General features: G+C 35.3%; 15 protein-coding genes. 4 read left to right on the forward strand and 11 right to left on the reverse strand.

Features of this window, described 5'->3' with window-relative positions; translation table 11 throughout:
- Window position 1: 1 nt before the first annotated feature.
- On the reverse strand, window positions 2-376 hold the full coding sequence (locus tag BN349_RS15850) for a GntR family transcriptional regulator (protein WP_019243315.1): 375 nt from the start codon (window positions 374-376) through the stop codon (window positions 2-4).
- Window positions 377-766: 390 nt separating this feature from the next.
- Between BN349_RS15850 and pepT the strand changes: the two genes are divergently transcribed.
- Entirely contained in the window at window positions 767-1,999 is a 1,233-nt protein-coding gene (pepT, locus tag BN349_RS15855; RefSeq protein ID WP_019243316.1) for a peptidase T, read from the forward strand.
- Between the two features lie 117 nt (window positions 2,000-2,116).
- Here pepT and BN349_RS15860 read toward each other — a convergent pair whose 3' ends face one another.
- Window positions 2,117-3,190 (reverse strand): nitric oxide synthase oxygenase, encoded by a 1,074-nt coding sequence (locus BN349_RS15860; RefSeq protein ID WP_019243317.1) that lies wholly within the window; start codon window positions 3,188-3,190, stop codon window positions 2,117-2,119.
- 250 nt (window positions 3,191-3,440) lie between these two features.
- Between BN349_RS15860 and BN349_RS15865 the strand changes: the two genes are divergently transcribed.
- Window positions 3,441-4,811, forward strand: a complete 1,371-nt coding sequence (locus BN349_RS15865; RefSeq protein ID WP_019243318.1) for an FAD-binding oxidoreductase — start codon at window positions 3,441-3,443, stop codon at window positions 4,809-4,811.
- A gap of 205 nt (window positions 4,812-5,016) precedes the next feature.
- Here the strand turns inward: BN349_RS15865 and BN349_RS15870 are convergent, their stop codons facing one another.
- The gene (locus BN349_RS15870) at window positions 5,017-5,766 is read right to left on the reverse strand and encodes an SDR family NAD(P)-dependent oxidoreductase (RefSeq protein WP_019243319.1); all 750 of its coding nucleotides are present in this window, start codon (window positions 5,764-5,766) and stop codon (window positions 5,017-5,019) included.
- Between the two features lie 204 nt (window positions 5,767-5,970).
- On the opposite strand from BN349_RS15870, the gene BN349_RS15875 reads away from it, so the two are divergent.
- A complete protein-coding gene (locus tag BN349_RS15875; RefSeq protein ID WP_019243320.1) occupies window positions 5,971-6,855 on the forward strand; it encodes a LysR family transcriptional regulator in 885 nt (294 codons plus the stop codon).
- A 62-nt stretch (window positions 6,856-6,917) separates the two neighbouring features.
- Here BN349_RS15875 and BN349_RS15880 read toward each other — a convergent pair whose 3' ends face one another.
- From BN349_RS15880 to BN349_RS15895, 4 genes are all read right to left on the reverse strand, one after another.
- A complete protein-coding gene (locus BN349_RS15880) occupies window positions 6,918-7,931 on the reverse strand; it encodes a carbohydrate kinase family protein (protein WP_019243321.1) in 1,014 nt (337 codons plus the stop codon).
- A gap of 90 nt (window positions 7,932-8,021) precedes the next feature.
- Window positions 8,022-9,527 carry a glycoside hydrolase family 32 protein gene (locus tag BN349_RS15885; protein WP_019243322.1) on the reverse strand — a complete coding sequence of 502 codons (1,506 nt, stop codon included), beginning with the start codon at window positions 9,525-9,527 and terminating at the stop codon, window positions 8,022-8,024.
- Window positions 9,528-9,546: 19 nt separating this feature from the next.
- Window positions 9,547-10,785, reverse strand: coding sequence for an MFS transporter (locus BN349_RS15890; RefSeq protein ID WP_019243323.1), 1,239 nt, complete (start codon window positions 10,783-10,785; stop codon window positions 9,547-9,549).
- 311 nt (window positions 10,786-11,096) lie between these two features.
- The gene (locus tag BN349_RS15895) at window positions 11,097-12,107 is read right to left on the reverse strand and encodes a LacI family DNA-binding transcriptional regulator (protein WP_019243324.1); all 1,011 of its coding nucleotides are present in this window, start codon (window positions 12,105-12,107) and stop codon (window positions 11,097-11,099) included.
- A gap of 239 nt (window positions 12,108-12,346) precedes the next feature.
- On the opposite strand from BN349_RS15895, the gene BN349_RS15900 reads away from it, so the two are divergent.
- Complete coding sequence (locus BN349_RS15900) at window positions 12,347-12,916, forward strand: hypothetical protein (RefSeq protein ID WP_019243325.1); 570 nt, start codon at window positions 12,347-12,349, stop codon at window positions 12,914-12,916.
- 425 nt (window positions 12,917-13,341) lie between these two features.
- Here BN349_RS15900 and BN349_RS15905 read toward each other — a convergent pair whose 3' ends face one another.
- From BN349_RS15905 to BN349_RS15920, 4 genes are all read right to left on the reverse strand, one after another.
- Window positions 13,342-14,073, reverse strand: a complete 732-nt coding sequence (locus BN349_RS15905) for an ABC transporter permease (RefSeq protein WP_019243326.1) — start codon at window positions 14,071-14,073, stop codon at window positions 13,342-13,344.
- On the reverse strand, window positions 14,070-14,804 hold the full coding sequence (locus tag BN349_RS15910; RefSeq protein WP_019243327.1) for an ABC transporter ATP-binding protein: 735 nt from the start codon (window positions 14,802-14,804) through the stop codon (window positions 14,070-14,072). The genes BN349_RS15905 and BN349_RS15910 overlap by 4 nt, the downstream gene beginning before the upstream one ends.
- A 20-nt stretch (window positions 14,805-14,824) precedes the next feature.
- Entirely contained in the window at window positions 14,825-15,256 is a 432-nt protein-coding gene (locus BN349_RS15915; RefSeq protein ID WP_019243328.1) for a helix-turn-helix domain-containing protein, read from the reverse strand.
- Between the two features lie 263 nt (window positions 15,257-15,519).
- Window positions 15,520-16,965 (reverse strand): DEAD/DEAH box helicase, encoded by a 1,446-nt coding sequence (locus BN349_RS15920; protein ID WP_019243329.1) that lies wholly within the window; start codon window positions 16,963-16,965, stop codon window positions 15,520-15,522.
- Window positions 16,966-16,967: the final 2 nt, after the last annotated feature.

A 16,967-nucleotide genomic window follows, 5' to 3' on the forward strand; every position in this document is an offset into this window, starting at 1 on the left:
CCTACTTCACTTCTCCTCGTTGATAAATCTCTTTGACCGTATCAATTATCTCTTCAACTGGAATAGAAATCTTCTTCATCGCAGCTACATAATGCTCTGTTGCATCTGTGATCAATTCTTTTCGAACTTGCTTAAGTACCTCTTCATCCTCAGTAATATGACTTGGAAAATTTCGTTCCGTAATAATCAACCTTTGATCCTCCATTTCTTTATAAGCCTTTTGAACCGTATTTGGATTAATATTTAACTCCACAGCCAATTCTCGGCGGGAAGGTATTTCTTCTCCAGCTTTCAGTTCACCTATTGCAATTCTTTGTTTAAAAAACGTAACTACCTGAATATAAATCGGTTCTCGGGTGTTCATCTCTAGTATCACAAGCTAACCTCCTATTCGCATGATAAGAAAGAAAAAAACGGATTTGACTTCTTTTTACATCCTACTCCTTCTACAAGTACGTCATGTTCATGTCTACTAAAATCTAAAATAGTCGGAAGTCAGAACGTCAAAGGCAGTCATTATTAACGAAGAAGTGTATTATGCAATTCATACACTGTTTTAATGTATTATTACATTAATACACACTATTGTCTACCTCATTTTTCCATAAATAGATATAAATTCTTGTTTATCATATTTTTTCATAGTACATAAAGATTTGAAATGGAAAAAATAATTGCTAATACTTACTTACGTATCCATTTGACGGATGATATACGAGTGATAAGATTACAATATAGCTAATAAAATATGTAAGGAGATTATAAAATGAAAAACGAAATAATCAATCGATTTACTACATATGTAAAAGTAGATACACAATCCAATGATAGTAGTGAAACTTGCCCTTCTACACCTGGTCAATTTACTCTTGGTCATATGCTTGTTGAAGAATTAAAGCAAATTGGAATGGAGGATGTAACAATTGATGAACATTGTTATGTAATGGCTACATTGCCAGCTAATACAGATAAACAGATTCCTACAATTGGATTTTTAGCTCATATAGACACAGCTACTGATTTAACTGGAGCTAATGTAAAGCCTCAAATTAGAGAAAATTATGACGGAAAAGATATCGTTTTAAATGAACAATTACAAGTCGTAATGAAAACCTCTGAATTTCCAGAGCTTGCAGGATATAAAGGTCATACATTAATTACAACAGATGGAACAACTCTGCTAGGTGCAGATAATAAAGCAGGAATTGCTGAAATTATGACAGCCATGAATTATCTGATTCAGCATCCAGAGATAAAACATGGTAAAATCCGCGTTGCTTTTACACCTGATGAAGAAATTGGTAGAGGACCACATAAATTTGATGTAAAAGCTTTTGATGCTCAATACGCATACACTATGGATGGTGGACCACTCGGCGAATTAGAATATGAAAGCTTTAATGCTGCTGGCGCAAAACTAACATTTAAAGGGAAAAATGTTCATCCAGGGACAGCCAAAAACAAAATGATCAATTCCATTAAAATGGCCATGGAATTCCAAAATGAACTACCAGCTAATGAATCACCAGAAAATACAGAAGGATATGAAGGTTTTTATCATTTATTAGGTTTTAATGGAGATGTTGAAGAAACAACCTTGAGCTACATTATCCGTGATCATGATAAAGAGCTTTTCGCTGCTCGTAAAGCAAATATAGAAAAAATCGTTGCTAGCTTACAAGAAAAGTACGGAAAAGAACGAATTGAGTTAGAAATAAAAGACCAATACTACAATATGAAAGAAAAAATTGAACCTGTTAAATTTATTGTCGACATTGCCTATGAAGCCATGAAAAATCTTGATATTGAGCCAATTGTTAAACCGATTCGCGGAGGTACAGATGGTTCTCAACTTTCTTACATGGGCTTACCTACACCGAACGTATTTACTGGTGGTGAAAACTATCACGGCAGATTCGAATATATTTCAGTAGACAATATGATAAAAGCGACGAATGTATTGATTGAAATAATTAAATTATACGAAGCAAAAGCTTAATAAAAATATAAATAGGGACCTCTTAAAAGCGATTTCCAATCACTTTGAGGTCCCTTACTATTTAAAAATACTTTAAAGCCCATTCGCTATGCATTTATCCTCTATTAACTACATCGTCTATTTCCGATGAAAATAGTTAGGTGTCCGTATCGCATTTTTAAATGGCTTATGATATATATGAGTTGTGGCAGGCGATAGTGGTGGTATAAGCCATACCCAATTACCTGTTACCATTCGACCACATGCTACTTCTTTCTGTTCAAATAAATGAAATTGATGAGCGGCCGTATGATGATCAATAATCGTTACACCCTGTTTTTTAAATGAATGTAACACTGCAATATTTAGTTCAATTAGAGCTTTGTCCTTCCATAGTGTCGATTGCTTTGACATATCTAAGCCCATCATTTCCGCAACAGTTGGTAGTAAATTATAACGATTTTCATCAGCTAAGTTACGAGCTCCAATCTCTGTTTCCATATACCAGCCGTTGAATGGAGCCGCTGTATAGGATATTCCCCCAATTTCTAAACGCATATCAGAAATAATAGGTACTCCATACCATTTCACTTGTAAAGAATCGATTGGAAGATCCGGATGCTCTATTTCTACTTCTTTCACTAAATCTTTTGGAAGCTCCTTAAAATGCAAATCACCACCATCAATTGATACGACTAATGGAAGAATATCATGTTGAGTTCTATTTCCTTTCCAACCAAGCTGTTCACATTTGTTTGTGAACTCCAACGATATTGGATCACCAATAACTCCATGGTCAGAATGATATCCAGCATAGCGAATAAGTTGATGATTATGTATTCGAATTTGGTTCTTTTCGTTTATATAAGGTTTAAAAATCGTAATAGTTGGTCGAATCCTTCCTTCATTAGTAGCGAATTCAATATGATGGAATAATGCTTCAAACAGTTGTTTCGCATCATTTACCTCTCTTGCGTCAAACACCGTTAAGCTTTCCCAAAAAAGGCGGCCAATACAACGATTACTATTACGCCATGCAACACGCGCACCATAAATTAATTCTTCAAAAGTATGACTATAGGTTCCTGTTTGATTGATTTCCCTATTAATCACGGCTAGCCGTTCATCTATTTCATTCTCACGATCCCACTCACTGTAACACTCCTGAATAAAAGCAGTCGCTTCCTGTATTAATTCATGTCTCGTAATCATCCCTATTCTCCTTCGTTTTCTTATACTTATATTATGATGCTTCTTTATTCTTAAAGGCGAATAATATGGATTACTTTACAGAAAGAAAAAGGAAATTGACACAATTTCGATGTTTTTTCTTGATTTTGTTTCATAGATGATAAGCTTTGATTTTTATAAATAGATTAAATATCATTTTTCTACTAAACTAATAGTATAGAATTTTCTAAATTATAAATTAATTGTTAACTCAAGTATAGGAGGAGCTTTCATGCAACAAGAATGGATAGAAGAACTGACCCAGATCATGGGAAAAGAAAAAACTAGTATGAGTGAGACTAACTTATATCGACATAGTCGCGACGAATCTTATTTCACTCCAATCGAACCTGATATTGTAGTATTCCCAGAATCCACAGATGATGTGGTCGCTATTATGAATTTTGCACGCAATAAACAAATATCTATTACCCCGTACGGAGCTGGTTCGGGTTTAGAAGGACAAGCCATCCCTCTATCTAAAGGAATTTCCATTAATTTTGAACGAATGAATAAGATTCTTTCATTTAATCCTGAAGATTTAACAGTTACTGTTCAACCAGGAATATCTAGAATGGAATTAAACCAAGCAATTAATAATCAAGGACTTTATTTTCCAATAGATCCTGGTGCTGACGCTAGTATTGGTGGCATGACTGCTACAAATGCTAGCGGTACAACGGCTGTACGCTATGGATCGATGCGTGATCAAATTTTAGATTTAGAAGTCGTACTACCAAACGGCTCAGTCATCCATACTGGATCAAGAGCCAAAAAATCATCAAGCGGTTATCATTTAAATGGCATGTTCGTAGGCTCTGAAGGTACATTAGGTATATTAACGGAAATTACACTAAAGCTGCACGGAACTCCTGAACATATTGTAGCTGCACGATGTACCTTTAGAACTGCTAAAGAATGCGTTGAAGCAGCGCAGCTTGTTCTACAAAGTGGAATACAAGTACTTCGCATGGAATTTGTTGATGAACATAGCATTAAACAAGTAAATCAATATGGAAGTTATCAATTTCCTGAGGGCCATTCGTTATTCTTTGAATTTGCCGGCACAAAAACGGCAGCTGAAGATGTTGCTAGTACTGTCGAAGAATTAATGAGAGATCTTAACTGTGAAAACTGGGAAAGAAAAGACAATTCAAAAGACCGTGCAGAATTATGGAAGGCCAGACATGAAATGATTTTCGCATTTCGCCATAAAAAAGGACTTGAAATGAACGGTGCAGATGTTTGCGTTCCCATTTCAAAATTAGCTGACTTAGTCGTCTATACACGAGAACTAATCGATCAAAGCATATTAAATGGTGGCATATTAGGTCATGTTGGAGACGGAAACTTCCATACTGCTATTATGTATGATCCTAAAAATAAACTGGAAGTAGATACAGCAAAACAAATTAATGAACAGATTACGTATCGAGCTATTGAGCTTGGGGGTACTTGTACAGGTGAACATGGAGTAGGTATAGGAAAAATGAAATATCAGCAGGTTGAACATGAAGAAGCACTTACTTTAATGAAACAGCTTAAACAAATGATTGATCCCATGAACATCATGAATCCAGGTAAGCTACTGCCAAATATGTAAAAAATATCATTAAACATAATAAGGATTCACTACATTTTTTGTAATAAATAAGCAACATACAATTAAGCGCATAACAAAGAGCGTAACATCCGCTTTTTTGAGGTGTAAAAACCAAAAAAACATACTATATTTTCAAATAAAATAATCTAAAGTTAGGGGCATCCCAAAAGTGATATTTAACCACCGTTGAGATGCCTCTTTATTGTTATTTAAATGATGCATATCCTTCATCGGCCATTATAACACTGCCATTAATTGCACTAGCTTCAGGTAAAGTTAATAAATACACTGAATCAGCAAGCTGTTCCGGCGATAATAATTTTCTTGCCATACTTTTTGATTTCATGGACTCAAGCATACCCATATCTTTGTAACCTTGAATGATTGGTGTATCTACCATACCTGGAGCAACTGCAATAACACGAATTCCATAAGGTGCTAGTTCTAAGGCAGCTGATTTAGTCATCATAACCACAGCTCCTTTAGCGGCATGATAAGCAAATGTTCCAGGAGATGCTAAATAACCAAATACGGAAGCCGTATTTACGATGACACCTTTCACACCAAGCTCTCTCATTTTACGCCCTGCTGCCATAATTCCATAAGCCACACCATGTTGATTAACAGCAATCGTTCTTTCATATACATTTAAATCTTGATCAAGTATAGCACTTGAACTACCAATTCCAGCATTATTAAAAATAACATCTATTGTACCATATGTTTCAACAGCTTTATCTACAAGTTCTTCTACTTGTTCAAACTTTGAAACATCTGTTTTAACAAAAATCGCTTGTCCACCAGATTTAATGATTTCTTCAGTAGTACGAACTCCTTCAACGTCATTGAAATCTGCTACAACCACATGATCACCCTGTCTAGCAAATTTTAATGCTGTAGCCTTCCCAATACCACTTGCTGCTCCTGTAATAACAACTACTCTACCTTTAGTCAATTGTATTTCCTCCCTAATAGTGTTATAGGTTTTCATAAAAATGGTTTCTATTTTTTATACCCCTATACACCTGAAAAACCTTACACTTTTATGAAAACGAGCTTTAATGTTCCTTACTTTTATTTTACTATTAACCAAAATTAATTAAAATTTAGACTTTTTAAATTATAATTAAGTAATACTTACTTATTTAGGAGGGATAACGTGAATATTGAACAGCTTATCTATATTTGTGAAGTTTCTAAAACAGGTTCGTTTACTAAAGCTGCTGAAAGCTGTCATATTACATTATCTGCTATTAGCCAAGCAGTCTCTAATCTTGAAGCTGAGTTTGGAATTACTTTATTTAAACGAGCTCGTGGTTCAGGAGCCGTACCAACAACAGAAGGAAAGGTTTTCACAGCCAAGGCCGCTGAAATTATAACGAAAATTAACGAACTAAAAAAAGAAGCTGAAAGCTTTAAAGAAACAATAAGTGGAGAATTAAAAATAGCCACAATACCTGGGCCTATGCATCTATTAATCCATAGCATTGCAGCATTTAAAAAAGATTACCCACAAATCAAAATAGAAATTCTTGAAAAAGGTCCTAGAGAAATTATAGAAGATCTTCAACAAAATCGAATCGACATTGGTCTCATGATTTTGCATGAAGCGTTCGAAAAGAATATGAAGGGATTTTCTGTTGAAAAACTAATAAAAGGAAAAATGGTAGTAGGTGTTCATAAACATTCATCCTTATCCTTATTAAATAAGATTGATCCAGAAATACTTCAAAAACAAACCATTGTTTTATACGATGACGAATATATTCATTGGTTCATGAATCAATTAATTACTCATTATGGTCCTCATGATATCTTGTTTACAAGTAATAACACACAAGCAATCCAAAATGCTATTCGAGACGAGCTAGCTGTGACTGTTGGATTGGATTATTCTTTCAAAAGCAATAATTCATATATGGTTGCCCTGCCTTTAAACCTACCTGAAATGAAACCTGTACATTATGGCTGGGTTTATCGAGAGGATCATCATAAACCAGCATTAGTCAAAAAATTTCTGAGCCGATTAAAAGATGGGTTATAAAATTATTTTTAACATAAAAAAGAAGGATAACACTGAACGAGTGCATCCTTCTTGCCTTGTGCTTAATTCATTAATTCAACGAATCTTCCTTCAAAACTTTCGCCTAGGCGTGTACTTAGAAAATTTAACACGTGTTTTTTAGCTGGTGCTGCATGAATAGCTCCTTTTACTGATGCTGTCAATGCTCCACTTGCATTAGCAAAGGCTAAAATGTCTTCATGCTTTTCCATTAATATTTGTTCAATATTTGATAGATTGACTTGATTAGCTACTAAGGCATATAATAGCCCGCCAATAAACGCATCTCCAGCTCCTGTTGTATCTGAAACCGTCACCTTAAATCCAGAGGATCGATACATTTGATCTTTCAAATGAAGCTCTGCACCTTTTGCACCTTTCGTATAGACAACTGCTTTAACATCGCCTACAAACAATGAGCGAATCGCTTCTTTTTCATCCGAAATACCTGTAATAAACTCTAGCTCTTCATCCGAAACTTTAATGATGTGAGCGAATGGTAAAAATTCTTGTACGGTAGCTTGACATTCCTTTGGATCTTTCCAGAGCGATAAACGGATATTTGGATCAAAACTTACAATAGCTCCCTTTTGCTTCATGTAAGATATAGCTTTTTTATGGGCATATTTCATTGGACATTCTATTAGGTCAACAGAACAAAAATGAAGCAAATCATTTTCTGTGAACCAGTCCGCTTTAATTTCTTCCTCAGTTAACAGCATATCTGCTGAAGGATTTCGATAAAAGGAAAAGTCTCGCTCACCATCTTCCTTAACTGATACAAATGCTAAACCTGTATTTGCTTCAGTCGTTTGAATAATTTTATCTACTTCCACATTATTCTCTTTTAGAATCTCAATTAAAAAATCACCAAAAGCGTCTTGACCAAGCTTTGTAATAAGTGATGCTCGCCCACCATACTTTGCAACAGCAATGGCAACATTGGCAGGAGCGCCACCTGGTAATTTTTCAAAAGTATCTACATCTTTCAATGCTTTCCCTTTTTGCTCCGGAATAAAATCAATTAAAGCTTCACCAATACAATATACTTTTCCCATTTCTAAACCTCTACCTTCTTAAATATCTAATTACGTCAAAAAGCCAGAACATTTTTCGTTCTTGGCTTTCGACAAAAATTTTGTACTTTCTTATTTTGATTCTTCCCAAACATCCTTTAATTTCCATGCTTGAGCAGAAGAAATTGTAACACTTCCTCCGTCTGCAAACAATTGGACATTTAGGCTTGTAGTCTTCGGATAGATTCTGCTAGTCATATTAATCATGCCGTCATTAGCAAATACTTCAACAGAAGAACGGTCTACATAGACATGAAGACTTACGGAGTCTGCTTGAACATTAATATTTGTTTGACGTATACCATCTACACCTTTACCTGAACGGTCACGATCAAGGTAAAGCTTAGCATTCTTCACATCCACTCCAATAACCGTTTCTTCACTATTGTCATCACTGCATCGAACTTTTATACCAAACTTCTCTGCTGTCAGTCCCTTTAGAGAAAACTCTACTTTTAATTCTAGTAAATCTTCATGAATTCCTGTATCGATCGATTCATTATTAACTTCTGTGATATCGATTGGAAGCTCTTGTTTACGAAGTAAACTTAATTCTTCTACAGGCTTCATAATAACCTGATTGTCTTCTGTTATAGATAATTCACGTGGTAATGTTAAAGCACCACACCAACCTTCTTCTTTTGTTGGCATATTAGATTCCCACATATCCATCCAGCCAATACCAATGCGTCTTCCTTGATCATCGTGTAAAGTTTGAACAGCGTAATAATCATGACCATGATCTAGTTCTTTAAAATCACCATGAGTTAATTTACCAGTGTTTTCATTATAGTCGCCAACCAAATATCCAGTTTGGTAAAGATTTTGATATTGATCGCCATCCGCTACCATTCCTTGTGGAGAGAATAATAAAGCATGCTTACCATCTAACTCGAAGAAGTCTGGACATTCCCACATGTATCCTACGTTCGATGTATTTTCAGCGATTACTCCTTCATATTTCCAATCTACTAAATTTGTTGATGAGTAATGGATCGCGCGGCCTATATCATCCTTTGTACGATTTCCTAATACCATATGGTATGTTTCGTCTTTCTTCCATACCTTCGGATCACGAACATGCCCTGTGCTATCCTCAGGTATTTCTCGAATAATTGGATTTGCTTCATGTTTAGTAAAGTGAATACCATCTTTACTTGAAGCAAGACATTGTGTTTGAATGGCGATATCTTTTGCTCGATCAACCCATACATGACCTGTATAAATGAGATAAAGTGTATCTCCTTCAACAATAGCACTACCTGAGAAGCAACCATCACGATCATAATCATGATCTGGAGCTAACGCAATCGGCAAATGCTCCCAATGAACTAAATCTTTACTTTTAACATGACCCCAATGCATTGGTCCCCAATGCTCATCATATGGGTGATGCTGATAAAACGCATGATACTCTCCATTAAAGTATACCAATCCATTCGGATCATTAATCCAATTAGCAGGAGCGGCAATATGGAAACCTAATCGATGATCATGATTTACTTTTTTTGCAGCTTCTTGAAGAGCGTCATTTGCTTGATCTAATAATGATTTTTTATCTAAAATTTGTGATGTCATTTATCATATACCTCCTAGTTTAAGCACTTTTTTGTAGATTTGATGGTTCTGTATCAGGCTTTATATCATTTGATAGTGTAAAGGTAGATACAATTGTAAATACAAGTACAACTCCACCAATGATGTAATATACACTACTAAAGCCGATTGAATCATACATCTTTCCGAATACTGGCGATAAAAATGCTGCCGCTATGGCGCTTGAAAATTGGAATCCTACTAAATACAAAGTAGATGATAAACGATTGTCAAAGTGCTGTGCTATATATTTGAAAATCGCAATTAACATAATTGGTAATTCTAATGCATGTAGTAATTTCATACAGGAAATACCGATTGGTTCAACAGCTAAACCTGAACCAATAATACGAACCGACATAATACATCCTGCAAAAATTAATGCTTTCTTTGCTCCAATTTTATTTACAATAAACGGAGCGGCAAACATCATACCCGCTTCTAAGAATACTTGAAGTGAATTTAAATACCCGTATACTTGGTTTCCTGCTCCAACATCTGAAAATAATGAAGAATAGTAGATAGGAAACTGCTGATCATAAACATTATAAAAACATACAACTCCAAATACATACATAACAAAGAACCAAAACTTTTTTAATTTTAATAGACCAAAAACATCAGCCATTTTAATAGGTTCTACTTTTTCATCTGAATCTGTTTCTGTTAAATCTACTCTTGTCATAAATAAAATGATAACTAAACAGATTGCTGAACCTGATGCTACCCAAAAGTTAATATTAGGATTAATATTAAACAATTGACCTGCAAAGAATGTAGCAGCTGCCCATCCAAGTGAACCCCACATTCTAGATTTTCCATATTCAAAATCGTTTCGACGACCTACTTTTTCAATATAAGATTCTACTGCACCACAGCCTGCTTGAAAGGCTGCCCCCAAGAACATACCACCAACAATAGCTCCAAGTAGTACATTATATTTTAATAACGGACCATACACGTAAATGAAAAACGGACCAGATAACACTAGTAAACCAGCAATAAACCAAAGAATATGCTTTTTTAAACCTATTTTGTCAGAAATGACTCCGTATAGTGGTTGCATGATTAATGCAAAGATCGCATTAGCAGAAAAGATAATACCTGTGCTTGCACCGCTTAACCCGATATCTTGACCTAACCAAATTGAGAATAACGCCATACATGAAGACCATGTAAAGAAATAGAAAAAGAAAAATGCACTTAATAACCAATAATTTCGTTTTGCACCTAAAGTCATGATGAATCACTTTCCTCTCTTTGTAAAAACGCTTTCAAAGTTAGTTAATCGTTTACGTAATCGTTTAACTAGATTATAAAAGCGTTTTCAAAAATCGTCAAGAGAAATATTATATTAAAAAAATTTAGACTATTTTATGCTAGCTGAGTTACGCCTCGTTGTTGGTGATGGCTTTAATCCATTCGATTTCTCAGATCTCACGAATTTCCTCCCGTTTCATACAAACTAGGTTTAACCACTAAAAAAAGACTGTACCTAGGGCTAGATGAAATCCAGGTACGTCTTTTCTCTAAAATATTTATTGAAAAAACTCACGTCGTTTTTCTAATAATCAAGTTTGTATCCATAATGTAGCATTTTGGTTCAATAGAAGGATTATGAATTCGCTCTAACATCACCTCTGCAGCTTTTTGACCCATTTCAAATGCTGGCTGTTTCACACTAGTTAATGGAGGATTCAAAATCATTGACCATTCGTAATCGTCAAAACCGATAATAGCCATCTCATCTGGAATCTTCACATGATAATCTTGAAAATACCGAATAGCTCCCATTGTTAAAATATTATTCGCTACAAAAAGAGCACTCACTTCTTTCTTCTCCATAAGTTCTTTAGCTAATTGATAACCTGTTTCTAAGTTAACATCTCCAAACTTAATATAGGAATCTTGAATCTCAATTCCTGAATCGAGCAAAGCTTGTTTATAACCATCGAATCGGTCTTTTCCTGTTGATATATTCATATCACCTGTCATAAAACCAATTTTCGTATGGCCTTTTTTTATAAGATGATCCGTTGCTTCATAAGCACCTTGATAGTTATTAGAGAAGACGCAATCTCCTTTATATGCGGCGGGCTTTCGATCAATAAAGACAATTGGATACTGTTCCTGAATATGAGTATAATCCTCGGTAACAGGAGCAATAATCAAGCCATCTACTTGTTGAGCATTAAACATGTCAATATGCTCCTGTTCTAATTCAACATCTTCATACGAATTACACAAAATAAGTTTATAACCATTTTTAGTTAGCGTAGCTTCTATACCTTGAGCAATTGTCATAAAAAATAAGTTAGCCGTATCTGAAGCACGTTTTACAGGAATGATTAAACCAATGATATGGGAATGCTGACTTCTTAATGAACGTGCAATAGGATTAGGTACATATTGCAATTCTTTCATAGCATTCTTTACCTTATTTGACACCTCTTCTGAAACATACCGTGTTCCATTAATGACATGTGAAACAGTTGCTGTTGAAACGCCTGATTTCTCCGCTACATCCTTAATGCTCGGTTTTTTTTTGTTTCTCGCGACCATTTTTTTTACCCTCTCTTTAGACTATATATAAACGATTGACGTATAAAAGATTTAACATAAACTCTAATTTATCAGTATAGCATACGTTTATTGAATTTTTCACTTTCCGTGTGCAAGCGACAGGTCCTTTCTTTCATTTCAATTTTTATCTTTTCACTTCTCCTACAGAATTCTGTCCATTCAAATTAAAAATCAACAGTAACTTATAACAGAGCCTAGAACATTAAGGAGCAACTATGATGAAAAAAATATTTTCAATAATGATCACTACTTTGTTAATGCTGTCTTTTCTTTCTGTTCCCAATCAAGTATTAGGTGCGCCTAATTCAATACCTTGTAATCCCAAAACAACAAAGTTAAAACTGGAACAACGAAAATTATGGGTTTTACAAAGATTACTTCAAAATCAAACGGACATCGGAAATTCGATAAAACCATTTTATGGTGAAAAAGCAGGTAACCAGCTGACAAAACTATTAAAGGAACATATCGTTCTTGCTGGACAAGTAGTTGATGCTGCAAAAAGCGGAAATCAGCAGGCTCTAAATAAATATAATAAATTGTGGTACAAAAATGCAGATGATATAGCCGCTTTTCTTAGTAAAGCTAATCCAAACTGGTCATATGAACAACTAAAAGATATGCTACACAAACATCTAGGCTTCGTTACTGAAGAGGCTGTTGCACGCTTAAAGAAAGACTGGAAAGCAAATATCGCAGCCTTTGATAAAGGTGAAAATCATATGCTCATGTTAGCCGATCTATTAGCAAATGGGATCATTAAACAATTCCCACAAAAATTTAAATAAATATACAAACCGTAAGCACCTTCTAGTAATGAACAACGGTTAAAAGTGCCACTTTCTATGGCAACACTATTGAAACTTTTTGCTTTAATAATACGCTGTTTTCGCAAACATTATTGCTTATTAGCCAATTTTGAGTATTGGGTAAAAACCGCTTCAGATGCTCGCTTTCCATAGGGCGGGCGATGAGCCTCCGTGGCAGTGGCACTTAGCCCCTGTCCGCTGCTCCCGCAGAAGTCTAAATTGAAAACAACAATCGTTTAGAACATAACCAACAAAAAAGGTATTCAGAAGTTTAGCTTATGAATACCTTTTTTCTATTTTTGAAGTCTTTTATACAGCTAACGCGATCTGTTCTTCTGAATCCATTCTACTGGCCAATTATATAAAATGAACTACCACTTCACTGTTCGTTCAGCTATTCGAGATTAATCCGTATTCAATTTTTTCTTAAACACAACAACTGAAATAAACACAAAGAGCACACCATAACCCAACACCCACCAAAAGTGAGGAAACATTTCACTGTATTGACCATTTAATGCCGCTTTTCCCATATCCACTGCATGTGCAAAAGGCAACCAATAAGCTACCGTTTTAAACGTACCTCCCACTAGCTCAAGACTAAACCAAGTACCGGATAGCCAAGCAGTTACATTGGTAAGCAAAGCTCCACATACTCCGGCTACCGCCTTTTCATTCAAGACACTGCCACATAATAAGCCAATACCGATAAATACAAGTGATGTTGGTAAAATCATGACCAATGCCAATAGAACCGATGTAGTCATTTCCATGCCAAGTAGGAAGGCAACTAGATAGCAGATGATGCTTTGTACCAATGCCATTGGAATAAGTGGAAGCGTGTACCCCAATATATAATCGGGAGCAGACAACGGCGTAGTGAATAATCTTGCAAGCATAGAAGTCGCCCGATCCTTTGCAATAAGCTGTGCTGAGAATAATGACATAAATGATAAACCGAATACTGCTATACCAGGAGTCAATTGATCAATATTGAACATATCAGTCGGTATATTTCGATTAATCGCAGTAAGCAATAATATCAGGACTACGGGAAATCCGATACCAAATATCAAGGATAGTGGATCACGGAGAATTTCCTTCGATGTTCTGTTAGCAAATACCTTCATTTTCATTGTAGATCACCTTCTGCAACCAATTTGACAAAAGCATCCTCAAAGTGATCTGTTCCCGTTTTTAATTTTAGCGCCTCCACTGTTCCTAACGCTTTTATACTTCCATCCTTCATAACGCAAATTCGATCAGACAACTCTTCTGCTTCCTCTAAATAATGGGTTGTCAAGATAATGGTGACTTTCCCTTTCAAGCTTTTAATGAGAGTCCATAGCTCACGTCTCGCCAAAATATCCAGTCCCAAAGTAGGTTCATCAAGAAAGATGATTTCCGGGCTACTAATCAAGGCCATTGCGATACTTAATCGGCGCTGCCAGCCACCGGACAAGGTTTTGCTACGTTGCTTTTGTATATTACCAAGCGAGAACAGCTCAATCATCTGCTCTGTTTTCTTTTTTGTTTCTAATCTATCAAAGCCATGTACGCCAGCCATCAACTCAAGATTCTCTCTGACTGACAAATTGGGAGCAATCGCGGTCTCTTGCGGAGAAACAGCTATACATTCTTTTACCTTTTGCGGATTTTTCAAGATGCTATTCTCTAACAGAAACGCTTCGCCACATGTAGGCTTTGTCAAACAAGACAGCATTTTAATCAATGTTGTTTTTCCTGCCCCATTCACTCCTAATAAGGCAAATAATTCACCTTGATAAATAGACATAGAGACATGGTTAACAACTGGCTTTGAACCGTATTTTTTCGTAAGATTAACCGTTTTAATTGCGGGATTCATATGCTTTCTCCCCTTTTATTTTATCTCTCTTGTTCATCCACTCCAAATGCAACTTGATCAAAGAATAATTTCATATAGCTTTGAGGAACGATCGCCAATCCTCGATCCTCGTCTCCAACAATGATTAGAGAATCACCCGACTTTATATGGAATAACTCTCTCGCTTTTTTAGGTATGACAATTTGCCCCCGTTCCCCGACTGTAACACTTCCAAAAAAATGCTTACCTTTCGGAGGCACCATCAGTCCCGAACCTTCATCCGAATAATTGACCAAATTATCTAGAGTCACATTATATAGTTTCGCAAGAGCTATACAACTTGAAATATCTGGAACCGTCTCTCCTTTTTCCCATTTAGCTACTGCTTGACGGGATACATTAATTTTTTCTGCAATGTCTTCCTGTGTGAAGTTATGATTCTTTCTGAGATGTTTTAAATTCATATTTATCATACTTTTCACACCTCCTATTATTATTATCGTCTTCCCCATAAATACTGTCTATCAACCATAGATTACAAGGATGTTATGTTTAGTTGCATTTACATATATCGTTCATCCCTCTTCTTTCTATTTTTGTTATCCCAAAATAGCCGATTTACTTTAAATACAGGTTATGACTACCCAATCAAAGTTAGCTGTAAACAAAAAGCAGACCTATACACAATCAAATTGTTTTTAGGTCTGCTTTTTGAGAATTTTTATGATATTGTATCTTACTTTCTAGCCTTATGCACCTTAAGTAATTTCCCTTTAACTGTCGTGTTCTTCATTTCTTGTAATACGATAGAACCTTTTCCATTCAGAATATCAACATAAGTACAAGTATCTTGAATTGTAATGATCCCAACATCCTCCGCTTTAATACCAGGAATTTTGCTGATTGTTCCTACGAAGTCAACTGCTCTTAATTTCTTTTTCTTTCCACCATTAAAATAAAGTTTCATAATATCTTTATTTAACTGCTCACTTTTATCCTTCTTCATGACTGGATTTGTTTGCAATTTGGCTTCAAAAGCATCTTTGGCATTTTCAACCGCTTCTTTTGTAGGTGCTTTTGTTTTTTGAATATCGTGACCAACGAATCGTTCTATTTCCTTCATTTTTTCCTCATCATAAGGTGTAACAAATGTAATCGCTCTACCCATATGACCTGCTCGACCGGTTCTACCTGTTCGATGAACATAGCTTTCTTTTTCTTTTGGCAAATCATAATTGATTACATGAGTAATATTTTCGATATCAATTCCTCTAGCTGCTACATCTGTTGCCACTAAATAACGGAAAGCCCCTCTTCTAAAATCATCCATTACCGCAAAACGATCTTCCTGATACATACCACCGTGAATTTTGTCACAATCATATCCCCATGTATTTAATTTATTTAGAATGAAATCGACATTTTGCTGCGTATTACAAAAAATGATACAGCTATCTGGATTTTCTATAATTGTTATCCATTTTAATAGCAATAACTTATCATCTTCTGAAATATCTATTTGTACATGCTTTACTTTATTTGCAACTAAAGTATTAGGTTTCATTTCAATTTTTGTTGGATCATGCATGTATCTCTGGCATAACTCTTCGACGTCTTCAGGAAAAGTAGCAGAAAACAACATAGTCATTCGTTCTATTGGCAACGATTGAATAATCTGTTCTACTTGATCAATAAATCCCATACTTAACATTTCATCCGCTTCATCAATAACCAAAAACTTGAGATCCTCTAAGGAAATCGTTCCTTTTTTGATATGGTCTAATACTCTACCTGGCGTGCCCACTACAATATGGTTTTTTTGTTTTAATTCCAATTGTTGCTTCGTGAATGATTGCTTCCCATAGATAGCTGCAACCTTAATTCGTTTAAAACGACCAATATTCATTAAATCTTCTTTTACTTGAACTGCCAATTCACGAGTGGGAGTAAGGACCAATGCTTGTGGTTTATTTTGAATCCAATGGACCATTTCACATAATGGGATGCCGAAAGCCGCTGTTTTTCCACTACCTGTTTGTGATTTAACAACCAAATCTTTTTGTTTTAAAGCAATTGGAATTACTTCACTTTGTACTTCAGTCGGCTTCACATAATGCAAAGCAGATAGCGCACGCTTAATTTCAATACTCAAGTCATATCCTTGAAAACTTTTCGCGTTCATAG

This window comes from Bacillus sp. AP8, from assembly GCF_000321185.1.
GTDB lineage: Bacteria > Bacillota > Bacilli > Bacillales > DSM-1321 > Bacillus_AD > Bacillus_AD massilioanorexius.

Excerpts from the sequence above, each read along its gene's own strand:
- BN349_RS15895 (WP_019243324.1), bottom strand. The coding sequence starts at position 12,107 with ATGGTCGCGAGAAACAAAAAAAAACCGAGCATTAAGGATGTAGCGGAG.
- BN349_RS15910 (WP_019243327.1), bottom strand. The coding sequence starts at position 14,804 with ATGAATCCCGCAATTAAAACGGTTAATCTTACGAAAAAATACGGTTCA.
- BN349_RS15900 (WP_019243325.1), top strand. The coding sequence starts at position 12,347 with ATGAAAAAAATATTTTCAATAATGATCACTACTTTGTTAATGCTGTCT.
- BN349_RS15865 (WP_019243318.1), top strand. The coding sequence starts at position 3,441 with ATGCAACAAGAATGGATAGAAGAACTGACCCAGATCATGGGAAAAGAA.
- pepT (WP_019243316.1), top strand. The coding sequence starts at position 767 with ATGAAAAACGAAATAATCAATCGATTTACTACATATGTAAAAGTAGAT.
- BN349_RS15860 (WP_019243317.1), bottom strand. The coding sequence starts at position 3,190 with ATGATTACGAGACATGAATTAATACAGGAAGCGACTGCTTTTATTCAG.
- BN349_RS15920 (WP_019243329.1), bottom strand. The coding sequence starts at position 16,965 with ATGAACGCGAAAAGTTTTCAAGGATATGACTTGAGTATTGAAATTAAG.
- BN349_RS15880 (WP_019243321.1), bottom strand. The coding sequence starts at position 7,931 with ATGGGAAAAGTATATTGTATTGGTGAAGCTTTAATTGATTTTATTCCG.
- BN349_RS15905 (WP_019243326.1), bottom strand. The coding sequence starts at position 14,073 with ATGAAAATGAAGGTATTTGCTAACAGAACATCGAAGGAAATTCTCCGT.
- BN349_RS15890 (WP_019243323.1), bottom strand. The coding sequence starts at position 10,785 with ATGACTTTAGGTGCAAAACGAAATTATTGGTTATTAAGTGCATTTTTC.
- BN349_RS15915 (WP_019243328.1), bottom strand. The coding sequence starts at position 15,256 with ATGATAAATATGAATTTAAAACATCTCAGAAAGAATCATAACTTCACA.
- BN349_RS15885 (WP_019243322.1), bottom strand. The coding sequence starts at position 9,527 with ATGACATCACAAATTTTAGATAAAAAATCATTATTAGATCAAGCAAAT.